Raw genomic sequence first — 16,461 nt, 5'->3', positions numbered from 1 at the left:
CGACATCTGCCGACGACGCCTTCGACGACAGGGTGCTTGCCCGCCTCGGGCGCCGGGACCCGCCATGAAGATCTTCCAGTGCCAAGCCTGCGACCAGCCGCTCACGTTCGAGAGCACGGCCTGCGACAGCTGCCAGCGGCGCCTCGGCTACGTCTGCGAGGTGCACGAGATCTCGGCGCTGGAGCCGTCCGGGCAATCGGCCCATCCGGGCTCGGGCGCGGCGCAGACCTTCCACGCCTACGCACGCCCCGGGCCGCGCTACCGGTTCTGCGCCAACGCCCGGCACGCGGCCTGCAACTGGCTCGTCCCGGACGACGCGCCCGAGACGTTCTGCGTCACCTGTCGCCACAACCGCGTGGTGCCCGACCTGACGCTCGCCTGGAACCTGACCCGCTGGCGCCAGGTGGAGGCGGCCAAGCACCGGCTGTTCTACTCGCTGCTGCGCCTCGACCTGCCGCTGGCGACGCGGGCCGCCTACACCGACGGGCTCGCCTTCGACTTCCTCGTCGACCCGTCCGAGAGCTTCCTGATCGGGCCGCCGGTGCTGACGGGCCACCTCAACGGCCTGATCAGCATGAACATCGCCGAGGCCGACGACGTCGAGCGCGAGCGGCGCCGGATCCGCTTCGGCGAGCATTACCGCACCCTGCTCGGGCACTTCCGTCACGAGATCGGGCATTACTTCTGGTACCTGCTCGTCCAGAACAGCCCGCACCTGTGGACGTTCCGCAACTTGTTCGGCGACGAGAGCCTGAACTACGTCGGCGCCCTGCAGACCCACTACGCCCACGGCGCCCCGAGCGATTGGGAGGAATCCTACGTCTCGGCCTACGCCACCAGCCACCCGTGGGAGGACTTCGCCGAGACCTGGGCGCACTACCTGCACATCGTCGACACGGTGGAGACCGCATCCACCTTCGCGCTGCAGCTGCGGCCGCAGCTGCGCCGGGGGCCGAGCGAGCCGGTGGTGATCGACTTCGACCCCTATCGCACCCCCGACCTCGACAAGCTGATCGCGGCGTGGCTGCCCCTCACCTACGCGGTGAACTCGCTCTCGCGCAGCATGGGCCAGCCGGACCTCTACCCGTTCCGCCTGACGCCCGCGGTGATCGCCAAGCTCGCCTTCGTCCACGAGCGCATCTACGCGGTGCGCGGCGACATGGGTCCCCAGGCCGGCGCCGAGGCGGGCGCCGACATCCTGCGCGCGGTGATCGCGGGGTTGCGCCAGAAGGTGGCGGTGCCGAACGCGTGAGCGCTGCGGGGACCCTGCGTCCGGCCGCGGCGAAGGGCAGTCTTCCTCAGGTGGATTTCGCCGCCCGGTCCGCCTTGAACGCCGCGTGCTCGGCGAGCAGGTCCCCCGACAGCGCCTTCTCGATCAGGGCGCGGGTCTCGGCCACGCCGTAGAGCGCCACGAACGAGCCGAAGCGCGGGCCGCGGGCCTCGCCGAACAGCACGTTGTAGATCGTGGTGAACCACGCCTGCGACACGCCGGGCCGCCCGTCCGGGCTCTTGCCCTTGCCCGACAGGTCCGGGAAATGCCGCCGGCCGACCTCGTAGACCACCGCCTGGAGGCCTTCCGGATCGGTCGAGCCGTCGTGCTCGGCGAGCGACGCGGAGAGGTCCTCGAGGGCTGCGCGCTCCTCCGGGCTCGGCGCGCGGTAGCTCTTGGCCGGGCGCACGAAATCGCGAAAGTACGCCAGCGCATGGCCGACGAGCCGGTCGAGGCCGGGATGGGTGTCGGGTCCGACGTCGGCGGCATAGCGGCGGATGAAGCCCCAGAGCACCCCCGGCTCCTCGGCGTTGGCCACCGCCACGAGGTTAAGCAGCATCGCGAAGCTCACGCCGCCCTTGGCCCCGCCTTCCGCGCCCTCCCCGATCCGCTCCGGCGCGGGCGGGTTTCCGGCATGGATGTGCCAGACCGGGTTGCCCAGGCGCAGCTTGGCGTCCTGCCCGGCGTAGCGCTCGGAGAAGTTCAGGACCTCGTCGACGTGCCGCGGGATCACGTCGAAGAACAGCCGCTTGGCCTCGCGCGGCTTGTTGTACATGAACAGGCTCAGGCTCTCGGGCGTGCCGTAGGCGAGCCAGTCGTCGATCGTGAGCCCGTTGCCCTTCGACTTCGAGATCTTCTGGCCCTTCTCGTCGAGGAACAGCTCGTAGTTGAAGCCTTCCGGCGGCTCGCCGCCGAGCGCCCGGGCGATCTGCCCGGAGAGCTTCACCGAGTCGATCAGGTCCTTGCCCGCCATCTCGTAGTCGATGCCGAGCGCCACCCAGCGCATCGCCCAGTCGGGCTTCCATTGCAGCTTGGCGTGGCCGCCGGTGATCGGCGTCTCGTAGGCCTCGCCCGTCTTCGGGTCGCGCCAGGCGAGCGTCCCCTTGTCGGCATGCACCGCGTCGATCACCACCTGCATCACTTCCCCCGTCACCGGGTGAAGCGGCAGGAACGGCGAGTACGAGGCCGAGCGCTCGGCGCGCAGCGACGGCAGCATGATCGCCATCACCGCGTCGTAGCGCTCCGCGACCCGCATCAGGGCCTCGTCGAACGCACCGGAGCGGTAGCACGCGGTGGCCGAGCGGAACTCGTAGTCGAAGCCGAAGGCGTCGAGGAAGCGGCGCAGCTCCGCGTTGTTGTGCGCGCCGAAGCTGTCATGCGTCCCGAACGGATCGGGCACCCGGGTCAGCGGCTGGTTGAGGTGGCCGGCCAGCATCGCGCGCTCGGGCACGTTCTCGGGCACCTTGCGCAGGCCGTCCATGTCGTCGGAGAACGCGATCAGCCGGGTCGGCACGGCGTCCTTCGTCAGGACCCTGAAGGCGTGGCGGACCATCGAGGTCCGCGCCACCTCGCCGAAGGTGCCGATATGCGGCAGGCCCGACGGGCCGTAGCCGGTCTCGAACAGCACCTCGTGCTTGGGCCGGCGCTCCAGCCGCGCCACGAGCTTGCGCGCCTCCTCGAACGGCCAGGCGGCGGCGTGGGCTGCGGCCTCGATCAGGTCGGGGTCGAGGTGGAGAGGCGCGGACATGGGCTTCGAGACGCTTCGCGTGTGACATGGGGTTTTTGCGGGTGCGGCACCCTAGAGCATTTTCGAGCGAGGGGGATGCCGGCTCGCGTGAAGAAAATGCAATCCCGCAACAAGTGAGAATATTTTCGGTGATGCAAAGATCACTGAAAATGCTCTCGTGCGGTTTACCGCGATGCGAAATCCGAAAAGGACCGGAACGCAGGGCGCGAAGAGCGCACTGCGGAGCGAAAGCCCAAGCCCAAGCCCAAGCCCAAGCCCAAGCCCAAGCCCAAGCCCAAGCCCAAACCCAAGCCCGCGGAGGCGGGCGCCGGCGATCGAGGCGTCAGGAACACAGGGCCGGCGCTTTCGAGCGATGGCCCTGAATCAGAACGGGCTCACGGGGAAGAACCGCAGGTACAGCTCGGTGTACTTCCCGTCGTCCCACACCCGCTGGAGCGCGTCGTCCAGCGCCCGCGACAGGGCCGCGTCCTCCTGTCGGGTGATCAGCCCGATGCCTTCGCCGAAGTAGCGGTTCTCCAGGTAGTCGCCGCCGGTCAGGGCGCAGCAATTGCCCGCCTCCAGGCCGCCGACCCAGAGGGCGAGGCCGAGCCCGTCGGCGAAGACGTAGTCGGCCTCGCCGCGCTTCACCGCGCCCTCGGCGGAGGCGAGGTCGGAAAACGGCTTCGCCTCGGCCTTGGGAAAGAACGCCTGGAGGTAGGCGGCGTGGGCGCTGCCGCCGACCACCGCCACCGACTTGCCCGCCACCGACTTGCCCGCCAGCGCGCCCGCCGAGGGAACCGGCAGGCCCCGGTCGACGCGGGCGGCGAAGCGCGCCGGCCACCGGAAATAGGGCCGCGTCGCGGCGAACGTCGCCCGCAGCGTCGGCGTCAGCGGGATCGCGGCGGCGACGACGTCGCCCTGCTTCTCGGTCAGGCCGTCGAGGAGGGTGTCGAAGCGCCGGGCCTGCACGGTGCAGGTGATCGCCAGCTTCTCGCAGACGGCGCGGGCCAGCTCCACCGCGAAGCCGGTCGGGTTCCCGTCGGGGCCGGCGAAGTGCAGCGGCGGGAACTCGTCGTCGGTCAGGAAGCGCACGGCCCGGCCGGTCTGCGGCGCCTCGACCCGCTCGCCGCGGCTGCGCGGGTTCCAGAAGTTGGGCACCGTCACCGCCGCGGGCGCTTGCGGGGCGGCAACGGGCTGGGCGCCGGCCCGCGGCATCGCGGCGGCGCAGGCGAAGAGCGCTAAGAGAATAGTCTTTGAAAAGGACATCGTCCTTGCACCCTGAGCGCGCGCGCCTATGATCGCGGAGCGCCGACGGCGCGATGGGGAGGGGGTCCGGCTCACGTCCTCGCCTTAGCACGTCCTGGAGCCGACGGCAGCCGGCGCCCCGTGTCGTTCCTCCGCTTCCTCGGCCCCTCCCCCGGCCCACCGGCTTTGCCGCCGGAGATCGCGTTCCTGGCGGACGCGGGCGTCGATCCAGAGCTGCTGCGTCGCGCCGCGGATTTGGCCGAGGCGAGCGGGACCGACGCGGCGACCGCCCTTCTGCGCGCCGGGCTGATGGACGAGGAACCGTATTACCGGGCCCTCGCCCAAGCCCTCGAGGCCGAGTACCTCGACGGGCCGATCCCGCTCGGCATGGGCGCGCGCTTCCCCGACAGCCTGTCGCTCGGCATGGCGCCGCTGGTGCTGGGGGCGGGCGCCCCGGCGGTGCTGGCGCCGCGCGGGCGGCAGATCGCCGAACTGCTCGCCGGGCGCAGTCCGCGCGGGCGGATGCCTGCGGTGACGAGCCCGACGCGCCTGCGCGCGGCCCTGTTCGCGGCGATGCCGAAAGCCATCGCCCAGTACGCCGCCGACGACCTGGAAGCGAAGGCGCCGGGTTGGGCCTTCGGCACCCGGCCGCTCGGGCCGGGTCTGGCGCTCGCCGCCCTGATCGCCTGCGCCGGCACTCTCGCCTTCGAGGCCCTGCCGCCGATCCTTGCCTTGATCCTCGTCGTGGCGGCGCAGACGCTGTTCCTGGCGATGGCGATGTTCCGCGTCGGAGCCCTGTTCATCCCCTCCCCGACCGTGCCGCCACCAGTCGTCGCGCCCTTGAACGACCGCGACCTGCCGACGTACACCGTCCTCGTGGCGCTCTATCGCGAGGCCCGCGTGGTGCCGCGCCTCGTCTCGGCGCTGGCCCGGTTCGACTACCCGTTGGCCAAGCTCGACCTGAAGTTCGTCGTCGAGGCGGACGATGCCGGCACTATCGCCGCCCTCGCGCGGATCCCGCTGCCCGCCCGCTTCGAGGTGATCGCGGTTCCCGACGGCCGGCCGCGGACGAAGCCGCGGGCGCTCAACGTCGCCCTGCCTCTCGCCCGCGGCGAGCTGCTCGTGGTCTACGACGCCGAGGACGTGCCCGACCCGGGCCAGCTGCGCCTCGCCGCCGAGATCTTTGCGCGGGCGCCCGCCAGCACCGCCTGCCTGCAGGGCCGCCTGGTGATCGACAACCCGGAGGATTCCTGGATCGCCCGGTGCTTCGCCCTGGAATATGCCGGCCTGTTCGACGTGCTGAACCCGGCGCTGGCGCACTGGCACCTGCCGATGCCGCTCGGGGGAACCTCGATGCACGTCCGCACCGCGGTGCTGCGCGAGCTGCACGGCTGGGACGCGCGCAACGTCACCGAGGACGCCGACCTCGGGATGCGGCTGGCCTGCGCCGGCTACCACGTCGGCGACCTGCCGAGCGCGACGATCGAGGAGGCACCGATCGTGCTGCGGGCCTAACTGCACCAGCGCGTCCGCTGGATGAAGGGGTTCCTGCAGACCACCGTCACCCACGGCCGCAACCCCATCGAAACCTATCGGCGCCTCGGGCGCCTCGACACGCTCTGCGCCGCGACGCTGATTCCCGGCGCGGTCGCCTCCGCGCTGGTCTACCCGGTCTTCCTCGTCTGGGCGTGCGCCGACTTCCTGCTCTTCGAGATTCCGGTCGCACCCGAGTTTTGGCGCAACCTCCCCATCGCCGTCGCGATCACCCTGTTCCTGTCAGGCATCACGGCCCTGATCCTGCCGCCGGCGCTCGGATGCATCCGCCGGGGCTGGTGGGACCTCCTGTGGTTCGTGCCGGTGATGCCGTTCTACTTCGCCCTGGTGAGCGTCGCCGCGTGGCTCGCGGTGATCGAGTTCGTCCGCGCGCCCTCGCAGTGGAACAAGACGGAGCACGGGCTGTCACGCACCTCGCGCAGCGGCGTGCTGCGTCCGCGACGCCCGGCGGCGTGAGGCCGGGCCGCCTGGGGCGGCCGATCAGATCCGCTTGGCCAGTTCCGCCGCCGTCTCGTCGGCCGGGCGCATCAGGTTGAGCGCGCCGAGGAAGCGGTTCTTGCCGTCCATCACGTAGACCAGGGCGGTGTGCTCCATCGTGTAGTCGCCGTCCCTGCCCGGCACCTTGCGGCTGTAGGCGCGATAAGCCTTCACGGACGCCGCCACCTGGGCCGGGCTGCCGGTGAGCCCGGTGATCCGCGGATCGAAGCTCGACAGGTAGGCCTTGAGGCTCGCCGGCGTGTCCCGATCCGGGTCGACGGTGATGAAGGCGACCTTCATTGCCTTGGCCTTCGGCCCGAGCGCCGCCAGCACGTCCGAGATCTGCTGCAGGGTCGTCGGGCAGATGTCGGGGCAGTGGGTGAAGCCGAAGAACACGAGGTGCGTCGCGCCGGCGAAGTCGGCCTCGGTGACCGCCTTCCCGTCCTGATCCACTAGCGTGAACGGCCCGCCGACGCTCGAAGCCGCCACCTCCGTCCGTTCCGGCATCAGCGTGAACACGGCCGCGGCCGTGAGCCCGACGAAGCCGAGCACGAAGGCGATGATGGGCAGGAGGGAGCGGCGCATGGAGGTGACCTTCTCGCGAAGGCCGCTGGAACAGCATGGGCGGCCGCGGGTGGCAAGGTCGGGGCACTTCTAAGGACCCTGGCGCTTTGCCTCAGGCCTCGGTATCCACCGCCACGGCCATCCGCCTGGACGCCGGCGCGCCGATCAAGCGCCGACCGCGTGAGGCCTCGACCAACGCGGTCAGGACGCGACGGAGCCCGCTGCTTCGAACGGCGTCGGCAAGGCCACGTCGTCGAGGGCGGACGAAGCCTTCGTGTGGCGCAGGGCTTCGCCGATCATCAGGATCGCCGGACCGTCCAGGCCTGCCGCGTCCGCGCGGTCGGCAAGGTCGAAGGCCGTGCCCGTCACAACCTGCTGATCGGGGCGGGTGGCGTTGAAGGTCAGGAGCGCCGGCGTCGCGGGCGCGAGGCCTTCGGCGACCGCGCGCTCCAGCAGCACCCGCAGGGTGCGCTTGGGCATGTAGACCACGGTGGTGACCGAGGGATCGGCAAGCGCCCCCCAGTTCAGGTCGTCTGGCAGCGCGCCGCGGCGGTCGTGCCCGGTGACGTATTGCAGGCGGCGCGCCGCGTCGCGGTGGGTGAGCGAGACGCCGAGGGAGGCCGCCGCACCCTGCGCCGCGCTGATCCCCGGCACCACGGCGACGGGGATGCCGGCCTGCCGGCAGGCCTCGATCTCCTCGCCGGCGCGGCCGAAGATCAGCGGGTCGCCGGACTTGAGGCGCACCACCTGCTTGCCGGACTTGGCGAGCGAGACCATCAGCGCGTTGATGTCGTCCTGGCGGCAGGACGGCCCATGGCCGGTCTTGCCCACCAGCATCGTGCGCGCCTCGCGGCGGGCGTAATCCAGGATCTCGGGGGCGACGAGGTCGTCGTAGAGGATCACGTCGGCGTTGCGTAAGGAACGCAGCGCCTTCAACGTCAGCAGCTCGGCGTCGCCCGGCCCGGCGCCGACGAGCGTCACCGCCCCGCCCTTGGGCGCGGATTCGGTCTGCGCGAGCAGCCGTTCGAGGTCCGCGTCCGTCGGCGCCCGGTCCGGCTCGGCGAAGGCCAGATCCGAAAACCGTTCCCAGAAGCCGCGGCGCTCGGCAAAGCCGTGGAAGCGCGCGGTGACACCCTCGCGCCAGTCCCGCGCCGCCGCGACCCAGCGCGAAAACCCGCGCGGCAGCATCGCTTCGATGCGCGCCCGCACGGTCTGCCCGAAGACCGGCACCGCGCCTTCCGTCGAGATGCCGACCACCAAGGGCGAGCGGTTGACGATGGCGCCGAACTTCACGTCGCAGAGATGCGGCCGGTCGACGGCGTTGACGATGGCGCCGGTGCCGCGCGCGGCGGCGACGAAGGCAACGCACTCGGCCTCGTCATCCATCGCGCCGATGCAGAAGGCCGAGCCCCACAAGTCGTCCGGCGCCCAGGCGCGCTCGTGTAGGGTCACGCTGCCGGCGACGACCTCGCCCGGCACGCTTCGCATCTCTTCGCTCGGCTCCGCCGCGTAGACGTCGACGTGGGCGCCGGCGGCGGCGAGCAGCTTCACCTTCCAGGGCGCGCCGCCGTTCGAGCCGGCCAGCACCGCGCGCTTGCCCTGCAGCGGCACGAAGACCGGGAGGACGGCGAGGGGTTCGAGGCCGGCGCGGGTCTCGCGCGGCTGGCGGGGCGTGCTCATGAGGGTCGGCTTGGATCTCGTCTGGGTCACGGACGAACCTGATGCTACGCGGCGTCGCGCGCAAGCGCCTCGGGCAGCAGCTTGCGGATCTCAGGGATGCACGAGCCGCAATTCGTGCCGGCCTTGCAGGCTGCGCCCACCGCCTCGACGGAGCCCGCGCCGCCCGTGATGGCCGCCGTGATGACGTCGAGCCCGACCCCGTGGCAGGCGCAGACCACCGGTCCAGCGCCGGCGGTGGCGGCGCGGCCCGAGAGCAGGGCGCGGCGCTCGGCCGCGCCGGGCACCGCCCCCGCGAACAGGGCCTTGGCCGCCTCCCAGTCGGGCCGGCCCGCCTCGGGACCGAGCGCGAGGCAGGCGACGAGGCGCTCGCCGTCGTAGACCGCGCAGCGGTAGCGGCCGCGGGCGTGGTCGGCGTATTCGGCGAGCTCCAGCCCCTGGAACAGGCCGCGCATCAGCAGCATGGCCTCCCGCGATCCCTCCCGCGTGGCGAATTGCAGGCCCGAGCCGCCGCCGATCGCCGCCCGCGCCCACCACCACCCGGCCGGCGTCGTCACCGGGTCGCGGCTGAGCAGGAAGCCCCGCGAACGGTAAGAGGCCGCCGCGATCGCCGCCGGCGTCGCCTTCAGCTCAGGCTGGCCCGAAAGCGGATCGGGCACGCCCCGGACCAGCGCCCCGACGCGGGCCATCGAGGCGTTCGAATCGTTCCAGTGCATCGGCATGAACAGGGTGCCGGGCGCCACCGCCTCGGTGACGATCACCTCCAGCTCGGCCGCGCCGTGCGCGGTCGAGACCCGAGCGAGGCCGCCCTCGGCGAGATTCGCGGCGGTGGCGTCGCGGGGGTGGACCTGGACGAAGGGCACCGGGCGGTGGGCCGAGAGCCGCTGGCTCTTCCCCGTCCGCGTCATCGTGTGCCAGTGGTCGCGCACGCGCCCGGTGTTCAGCACGAACGGCATCGTTTCGCTCGTGGCCTGGGCCAGCGCCGGCGCCTGCACCGCGACAAAGCGGGCGCGCTTGTCGAAGGTGAAGAAGCGTCCGTCCGAAAACAGCCGCGCCTTCGTGCCGCCGCGCTTCGTCAGGGGCCACTGCACCGGCAGGTTCGTCTCGTAGGCGGCGTCGCCGATGTCGGCGAGTGCGCCGATGTCGAAGTCGCGGGTGCCGTTGTTCTCGAAGGCCGAGAGCGCAGCATGCTGGCGGAACACCGCCGCCGCCGAGGTGAAGCCGAAGGCGGCGCCGTGGCCGAGGCGGCGCCCGACGTCGGCGAGCACCGCCCAGTCCGGCCGCGCTTCGCCCGGCGCCTTGAGGAAGCGGCGCTGGCGCGTGATCCGGCGCTCGGAATTCGTGACGGTGCCGTCCTTCTCGCCCCAGGCGAGGGCCGGCAACAGCACGGTCTTCTTGGCCGTCGCGCTGGCGGTGTCGGAATCGGCCATCACCTCTGAGACGACGAGCAGGTCGAGGCCCTTCAGGGCGTCCTTGATCACGTCGGCCTGCGGCATCGAGACCAGCGGGTTGGTCCCCATCACCCAGAGCGCCTTGATCTTGCCGCGTGCGATCGCGTCGAACAAAGCCACCGCCTTCATCCCCTCGCCGGTGATGAGGTTCGGCGCGTTCCAGAAGCGGCGGACCTTGTCGACCTCCTCGGGTGCGAAGTGCATGTGGGCGGCCAGCATGTTGGCCAAGCCCCCGACCTCGCGCCCGCCCATGGCGTTGGGCTGGCCGGTGAGCGAGAACGGCCCCGCCCCCGGCTGCCCGATGCGGCCGGTGGCGAGGTGGCAGTTGATGATGGCGTTGCCCTTGTCGGTGCCCTGTGCCGACTGGTTGGCCCCTTGCGAGAAGGCGGTGACGACGCGCTTCGTGCCGGCGAACAGGTCGAAGAAGGCGGACACGTCCGCCTCCGACAGGCCGGTCGCCGCGGCGGTGGCGGCCGGCGTCGGCGCGATGGCGCGCGCCCGCTCGAGCGCGCCGTCGTAGCCGGAGGTGTGGTCGGCCACGAAGCGGGCGTCGCAGGCGCCGACCCGGTCGAGATGCACCAGCAGCCCCGAGAACAGGGCGCTGTCGGTGCCGGGCCGGAGGCCGAGGAACAGGTCGGCCTCCTCGGCGGTCTCGGTCCGGCGCGGGTCGACCACGATCAGCCTGGTGCCGCGCGCCGTGCGCGCGTCCACCATCCGGCGGAATAGGATCGGATGGCACCAGGCGGTGTTGGAGCCGACCAGCACGATCACGTCGGCCTCGTCGAGGTCCTCGTAGCAGCCGGGCACGGTGTCGGAGCCGAAGGCGCGGCGGTGCGCGGCGACCGCGCTCGACATGCACAGGCGCGAGTTGGTGTCGACGTGCGGCGTGCCGATGAAGCCCTTCGCGAGCTTGTTGGCGACGTAGTAATCCTCGGTGAGCAATTGCCCGGAGAGGTAGAAGGCGATCGCGTCCGGCCCGTGCTTCTCGGCCGTGCGGCGGAAGGCGCCGGCGACCGTGCCCAGCGCCGATTCCCAAGACGCCCGCACGCCGTCGACGTGCGGATGCAGCAGGCGGTTCTCCAGGCCCAGCGTCTCGCCGAGCGCCGAGCCCTTGGAGCACAGGCGGCCGAAATTGGCCGGATGCGCGGTGTCCCCGGCGATCCCGGCGCCGCCCGTCCCGTCCGGCGTCGCGATCACGCCGCAGCCGACCCCGCAATAGGGGCAGGTGGTCCGAACCGCTGCAGCCTGGCTCGAGACCTTGGGCTCCGGCACGTGCACGGTCATGGCAAGGTCCTCGTGGTTTCGACGTCTTGGTGGTTTCGACGTCGGCCGGCGCGGCGGAGGGCAGCAAGAGTCGGGCCGGGCATTTGCGGAGTCTTCCTCCCCCGCAGAGGGGGGAAGGGAAGAACCGTCGCCGCTCAGTACACGTCGGCCTGGTAGCGACCGGCCTTCTTCAGGGTGCCGAGATAGGCCACCGCCTCGTCGGGCGACTTGCCGCCGTGCTGGGCGGCCACGTCGATGATCGCGCGCTCCACGTCCTTGGCCATGCGCTTGGCGTCGCCGCAGACGTAGAAGTGGGCGCCGCCCTCCAGCCACTTCCACAGGTCGGCGCCGGTCTCGCGCATGCGGTCCTGGACGTAGGTCTTCTCGGTGCCGTCGCGCGACCAGGCCAGCGACAGGCGGGTGAGCACCTTGTCGTCGCGCATCTGCGTGAGCTCGTCCTTGTAGAAGAAGTCGCTCGCTTGGCGCTGGTGGCCGTAGAACAGCCAGTTGCGCCCCGGCGCCTGCGTCGCCGCGCGCTCGCGCAGGAAGGCCCGGAACGGGGCGATGCCGGTGCCGGGGCCGCACATGATCACGTCGGTGGAAAGGTCCGCGGGGAGCGCGAAGCCGTGCGCCTTCTGCAGGTAGATTTTGGCCCGGGTCTGCTCGGGCATGCGCTCGCCGAGATGCGTCGAGGCGACGCCGAGCCGGAGGCGCGAGCGGTGGTTGTAGCGCACCGCGTCCACCGTTAGCGAGACTTTGCCCGCATCCATCTTCGGCGAGGACGAGATCGAGTAGAGCCGCGGCTGCAGCTCGTCGAGGGATTCGAGGAACACCTCGGCGTCGGGACGCGCGCCGGGGAACTTGTGGAGCGCGCCGAGTACGTCGAGGTAGGCGGCGTCGCCGTCCGGGTCCTCGCCGGCCGAGAGCGCCTTGGCCTTGCGGCGGGCCTCGCCCGAGGTCAGCAGCGAGAGCAGCTGGTAGAGACCGTCGGGGGCGGCGCCGAGCGAGTAGTCGGCGATCAGCCGGTCGCGGAGCGTCTTGCCGCCGATCACCCGCTCGGGGCGGGCGCCGAGCTCGGCGATCACCGCGTCGGCGAGCGCCGGCGCGTTGGCCGGGAAGAGGCCGAGCGAGTCGCCGGCCTCGTAGGTGATCGGCGTGTCCCTAAGGTCGAACTCGACGTGCCACGTCTCCTTCTCGCCGCCTGGCTCGTTGAGCCGGCGCCGGCCGAGGAAGATCGCCTCGACCGGGTTCTCGCGGCAATAGCCCAGCGGGCCGAGGTCGATGGGCTTGTCCGCCGCCGCCGCCTCGCCTGCGGCCGCAGCCGGGGCGGCCGCGTCGCCCGTGCCGAACTCCTCGTCGAGCTTCTTCAGCATCCGGAGCGTCTCCTTGCCGCCGGGCTGGCAGAGGTTCAGACGCGCTTCGCTCTTGAGGAAGATGGCGTTGGCGTAGTCGGCGCAGTTGTAGCCGCACTGGCCGCAATCCTGCTGGGCCATCGCCGCCATGAGCTTCTGCGGCTCGGGCCGGGCCTTGGCCATCTCCATGCGCTCAGTGATCGGCATCGACGGGTCGTGCCAGGGCGCGTCGTCGTTGTCGGCGAGCTTCGGGCCGCCGGGCATCTCGGCCGTGCCGATCGCGGTGGCGCCCTCGACCGCCGGGCCGAGGAGGGCGGCGAAGTAGCCCGAAAGCCACGAGCGCTGGTCGGCGGAGAACGGGGCGTTCTCGGGAACGAGGACGAGGGGGGGGGAGACGTGCTCGCTCATGCGGCTGCCTTGAGGGCTGGCTGTTCTTCGGCAAGGTCGCGCAGGGCTTCCGGCCCCGTTCGCGCCGTGAAGGTCTGGAAGCTCTCCTCTGGCCCGGTGCGGCGGGCGAGGTAGGTGCGCAGCAGCGCCTCGACGCGTGACGGCGCGTCCTCGGCCTTAATCGCCGTCCAGATCCCGGTGCCGATCTTCGGGTTCTCGGCGAACCCGCCGCCGACCACGACGTCGTAGCCAGGAACGGTGTCGCCCTCCTCCGAGACCACCACCTTGGCGCCGATCAGGCCGATGTCGCCGATGTAGTGCTGGGCGCAGGAATGGTGGCAGCCGGTGATGTGGACGTTCACCGGCACGTCGAGCTCGGGGAGCGTCGCCTCGACGTGGCCGGCGATGATCATCGCGTCGCCCTTAGTGTCCGCGGCGGCGAACTTGCAGCCGTTCGAGCCGGTGCAGGCGACGAGGCCCGAGCGGATGCCCGCCGCCTTGGTGGTGAGGCCGAGCGCCGCCACCCGCGCCTCGACCTCGGCGACCTTGACGTCGGGCACGCCGGAGAACAGGAAGTTCTGCCAGACCGTCATGCGGATCTGCCCGTCGCCGCATTCCTGCGCGATCCGCGCGAGCTCGCGGACCTGATCGCTCATGATCTTGCCCACCGGCAGGATCACGCCGATCCAGTTGAGGCCGGGCTGCACCTGGGCGTGGACGCCGACATGGGCGAACCGGTCGGTGGCTTTCCGCGGCACGACGTGGGCCGGATCGACCCGGTCGAGCTTGTATCCGAGCTTCTCTTCGACCGCGGCGAGGTACTTGTCGAAGCCCCAGGCGTCGAGGACGTACTTCATCCGGCTCTTGTTGCGGTTCGTCCGGTCGCCGTTCTCGATGAACACGCGGATGATCGCGTCTGAGACCTTGTTGCAATCCTCGGGCTTCAACACGATGCCGGTGTCGCGGGCCAGATCCCGGTGGCCGGAGATGCCGCCGAGCACGAGGCGCATCCACACGCCCGGCGTGACGCTCGCGCCCTCCAGCACCTCGATCGCCTGGAAGCCGATGTCGTTGGTCTCCTCCAGCACCGCGACGATGCCGCCGCCGTCGAAGGCGACGTTGAACTTGCGCGGCAGGCCGTAGAGCGACTGGTCGTTGATGATCCAGTTGTTCCAGGACTTGGCGAGCGGGCGGGTGTCCAGAAGCTCCTGATGATCGATGCCGGCGGTGGGCGAGCCGGTGACGTTGCGGATGTTATCCGCACCCGAGCCGCGCGCGGTCAGCCCGATGTCGACCAGCCCGTCGAGGAAGGGCTGGGCGTGCTCGGGCGCGATGTGGCGCACCTGGAGGTTGGCCCGCGTGGTCACGTGGACGAAGCCGCCGCCATGCGCGTCGGCGAGGTCGGCGACACCTGAAAACTGCCAGTGGTGCAGGATGCCGTTGGGGATGCGCAGGCGGGCCATGAACGAGGTCTGGTTCGGGGCGACCCAGAACAGGCCGTGATAGCGCCAGCGGAAGTTGTCCTCGGGCTTCGGCGCCTTGCCCGTCGCCGCCTCGACCTTCAGCCGGTTGTGGCCCTCGAACGGGTTCTCGGCGCGCTTCCATTTCTCCTGCTCGCAGAGCTTGCCGCCAGCCTTCACCGTGGCGTCCTGCGCCTTGATGTGGATCGCGTCCGGCCCGGTCGGCTCGGGCGGCGGACCGCCCTGCCCGATGGCCAGGCCGCCCGTCAGCCGGGCGGCGGCCACGCCCGAGGCGAAGCCTTCGAGGTAGCGCTTCTGCTCGGCGTTGAAGTCTTCAGCCATGGTCCGCCTCCTTCACGCGGCCAAGATCCTTGCTCACGCGGCCAAGGTCTCGGCGAGGGGGTCGGCCGCCGTCGCGGGGCGCCCGAACATCAGGTCGTCGATCTGGTCTCCCACCGGTTCGCCGGTGCGGATCAGTGTCTTGCATCGGGCCTGCTCGCCGATGTCGCCGACGAAGACCGCGCCGATCAGGCGGTCGCGCTCGATCAGGAGCTTGCGGTAGAGGCCGGCGCCCGGATCGCTCATCACGATCGCCTCGGCGGTCTCGGGCGTGTCGACGACGCCTGCGGAGAACACCGGCAGCCCCGAGACCTTGAGGCTCGTGGACAGCGCCGTGCCGGAATACCGCGCCTCCTGCCCGGAAAGGTGGCGGCTCAGGGTCTCGGCGTGCTCGTAGGCGGGCTCGACGAGGCCGTAGACCATGCCGCGGTGCTCGGCGCATTCGCCGAGCGCGAAGATCCGCGGGTCCGAGGTGGTCATCCGGTCGTCGACCTTGATGCCGCGGCCGGTCTCGAGCCCTGCGCCCTGCGCCAGGGCGAGGTTCGGGCGCACGCCGACCGACATGACGACGAGGTCGGCCGGCAGCACCGTGCCGTCGGCGAGGATCAGGCGCTCGACCCGGCCGTCGCCCTCGACGCGGTCGGTGTCGGCCTTGAGCAGCACCTTGACGCCCCGCGCCTCCATCGCCCGACGGACGAGGGTGGCGGCGGAATGATCGAGCTGACGCTCCATCAGCCGGTCCATGACGTGGAGCAGGGTGGTGTTGACGCCGAGCCGCGCCAGCCCGACCGCGGCCTCCAATCCGAGCAGGCCGCCGCCGATGACGATGGCCTTGGCGTGCTCGACCGCCGCCTTCCGGATCGCCGACACGTCCGCGAGGTCGCGGAAGGTGATGATGCCGGGCAGGTCCATCCCGGGCTTGGGCAGGCGGATCGGCACGGAGCCCACCGCCAGCACCAGCTTGTCGAAGGGCAGCACGTGGGTCTCGCCGACGACGACCAGCGCGTTCTCGCGGTCGACTTGCGTCGCGGGGGCGCCGGTGATCAGGCGGATGCCGTGGCTCTCGTACCAGTCGAGCCCGCGGAAGGCGCAAGCCGCCTCGTCCACTTCGCCGCCGAGCAGGGAGGACAGCAGCACACGGTTGTAGGCGGCCACCGGCTCGGCGCCGACGACGGTGACGTCGTAGCGGCCGGGCGACCCTTCGGTCAGCCGTTCGAGGAAGCGCAACGAGGCCATGCCGTTGCCGACCACGACGAGCCTCTCGCGCGGAATCTCCGCCGCTGGAACCTGATCCGTCTGCGCTGTGAGCATCGGTGGAAGGGTCTCGTCCTCGAAAAACTGCGCGGGCACGTCCGCCACGAAAAAAGCCGCCGCCGATCGACCTCGGGCGAGCGTATCCGCCCGCGAGGAGACATCGGTTCAGCGGCCTCGCTGACGGTGTTGCCCGTCGTCGTTGACGGGGCAGGCGATCTCAGCAGGTTCCGTGCCAATTCGTGAGGATACGGTTCGCCCGCTGTCGCCGGGAACGCGAACGGCACCTTCGCGGGCCTTTCGATCACACGCGTGCGCTGCACAAAGATCAGGCTATTGAGCGCTGATCAGGCAGGCATGTGCGAACGCGACGGCTCCGGCTTAGGGGGGCGGTCGCGATGCGCTTCGGCGGGGTCGAGGCCCGCTGCGGAGGCTAGATGAGGGT

11 protein-coding genes are annotated in these 16,461 nt (G+C 71.1%); 3 read left to right on the top strand and 8 right to left on the bottom strand.

Annotated elements, in window-relative coordinates:
• Window positions 1-64: 64 nt before the first annotated feature.
• Complete coding sequence (locus tag FV226_RS13900) at window positions 65-1,252, top strand: putative zinc-binding peptidase (protein WP_147751512.1); 1,188 nt, start codon at window positions 65-67, stop codon at window positions 1,250-1,252.
• 46 nt (window positions 1,253-1,298) lie between these two features.
• Here the strand turns inward: FV226_RS13900 and FV226_RS13895 are convergent, their stop codons facing one another.
• Together FV226_RS13895 and FV226_RS13890 are read right to left on the bottom strand one after the other, a co-directional pair.
• Window positions 1,299-3,017, bottom strand: a complete 1,719-nt coding sequence (locus FV226_RS13895; RefSeq protein ID WP_147763373.1) for a lysine--tRNA ligase — start codon at window positions 3,015-3,017, stop codon at window positions 1,299-1,301.
• 363 nt (window positions 3,018-3,380) lie between these two features.
• Window positions 3,381-4,211 carry a transporter substrate-binding domain-containing protein gene (locus FV226_RS13890; RefSeq protein WP_246686180.1) on the bottom strand — a complete coding sequence of 277 codons (831 nt, stop codon included), beginning with the start codon at window positions 4,209-4,211 and terminating at the stop codon, window positions 3,381-3,383.
• 171 nt (window positions 4,212-4,382) lie between these two features.
• Here FV226_RS13890 and FV226_RS13885 point away from each other — a divergent pair, with 171 nt between their 5' ends.
• Window positions 4,383-5,756 carry a glycosyltransferase gene (locus FV226_RS13885; RefSeq protein WP_348644108.1) on the top strand — a complete coding sequence of 458 codons (1,374 nt, stop codon included), beginning with the start codon at window positions 4,383-4,385 and terminating at the stop codon, window positions 5,754-5,756.
• Between the two features lie 21 nt (window positions 5,757-5,777).
• Window positions 5,778-6,251 (top strand): glycosyltransferase, encoded by a 474-nt coding sequence (locus tag FV226_RS29085; protein ID WP_348644107.1) that lies wholly within the window; start codon window positions 5,778-5,780, stop codon window positions 6,249-6,251.
• Between the two features lie 24 nt (window positions 6,252-6,275).
• Here the strand turns inward: FV226_RS29085 and FV226_RS13880 are convergent, their stop codons facing one another.
• From FV226_RS13880 to FV226_RS13855, 6 genes are all read right to left on the bottom strand, one after another.
• A complete protein-coding gene (locus tag FV226_RS13880; protein ID WP_147763371.1) occupies window positions 6,276-6,857 on the bottom strand; it encodes an SCO family protein in 582 nt (193 codons plus the stop codon).
• A gap of 180 nt (window positions 6,858-7,037) precedes the next feature.
• On the bottom strand, window positions 7,038-8,516 hold the full coding sequence (cysG, locus tag FV226_RS13875; protein WP_147763370.1) for a siroheme synthase CysG: 1,479 nt from the start codon (window positions 8,514-8,516) through the stop codon (window positions 7,038-7,040).
• A gap of 44 nt (window positions 8,517-8,560) precedes the next feature.
• The gene (locus FV226_RS13870; protein ID WP_147763369.1) at window positions 8,561-11,248 is read right to left on the bottom strand and encodes a nitrate reductase; all 2,688 of its coding nucleotides are present in this window, start codon (window positions 11,246-11,248) and stop codon (window positions 8,561-8,563) included.
• A 134-nt stretch (window positions 11,249-11,382) separates the two neighbouring features.
• Complete coding sequence (locus FV226_RS13865) at window positions 11,383-12,987, bottom strand: sulfite reductase subunit alpha (RefSeq protein WP_147763368.1); 1,605 nt, start codon at window positions 12,985-12,987, stop codon at window positions 11,383-11,385.
• Window positions 12,984-14,768: a NirA family protein gene (locus FV226_RS13860; RefSeq protein ID WP_147763367.1), complete on the bottom strand. Its 1,785-nt coding sequence runs from the start codon at window positions 14,766-14,768 to the stop codon at window positions 12,984-12,986. Before FV226_RS13860 ends, FV226_RS13865 begins: the two co-directional genes overlap by 4 nt.
• 33 nt (window positions 14,769-14,801) lie before the next feature.
• A complete protein-coding gene (locus tag FV226_RS13855; protein WP_147763366.1) occupies window positions 14,802-16,076 on the bottom strand; it encodes an FAD-dependent oxidoreductase in 1,275 nt (424 codons plus the stop codon).
• Window positions 16,077-16,461 lie beyond the last annotated feature (385 nt).

This window comes from Methylobacterium sp. WL12 (assembly GCF_008039475.1).
In the GTDB taxonomy this organism is placed as follows: Bacteria; Pseudomonadota; Alphaproteobacteria; order Rhizobiales; family Beijerinckiaceae; genus Methylobacterium; species Methylobacterium cerastii.
Note: the sequence above shows the minus strand (reverse complement) of the source record. Positions and strands in the feature narration are given on the sequence as shown.

Coding starts and splice junctions, on each gene's coding strand:
- FV226_RS29085 (WP_348644107.1), top strand. CDS start 5,778: ATGAAGGGGTTCCTGCAGACCACCGTCACCCACGGCCGCAACCCCATC.
- FV226_RS13880 (WP_147763371.1), bottom strand. CDS start 6,857: ATGCGCCGCTCCCTCCTGCCCATCATCGCCTTCGTGCTCGGCTTCGTC.
- FV226_RS13870 (WP_147763369.1), bottom strand. CDS start 11,248: ATGACCGTGCACGTGCCGGAGCCCAAGGTCTCGAGCCAGGCTGCAGCG.
- cysG (WP_147763370.1), bottom strand. CDS start 8,516: ATGAGCACGCCCCGCCAGCCGCGCGAGACCCGCGCCGGCCTCGAACCC.
- FV226_RS13895 (WP_147763373.1), bottom strand. CDS start 3,017: ATGTCCGCGCCTCTCCACCTCGACCCCGACCTGATCGAGGCCGCAGCC.
- FV226_RS13900 (WP_147751512.1), top strand. CDS start 65: ATGAAGATCTTCCAGTGCCAAGCCTGCGACCAGCCGCTCACGTTCGAG.
- FV226_RS13855 (WP_147763366.1), bottom strand. CDS start 16,076: ATGCTCACAGCGCAGACGGATCAGGTTCCAGCGGCGGAGATTCCGCGC.
- FV226_RS13860 (WP_147763367.1), bottom strand. CDS start 14,768: ATGGCTGAAGACTTCAACGCCGAGCAGAAGCGCTACCTCGAAGGCTTC.
- FV226_RS13865 (WP_147763368.1), bottom strand. CDS start 12,987: ATGAGCGAGCACGTCTCCCCCCCCCTCGTCCTCGTTCCCGAGAACGCC.
- FV226_RS13890 (WP_246686180.1), bottom strand. CDS start 4,211: ATGCCGCGGGCCGGCGCCCAGCCCGTTGCCGCCCCGCAAGCGCCCGCG.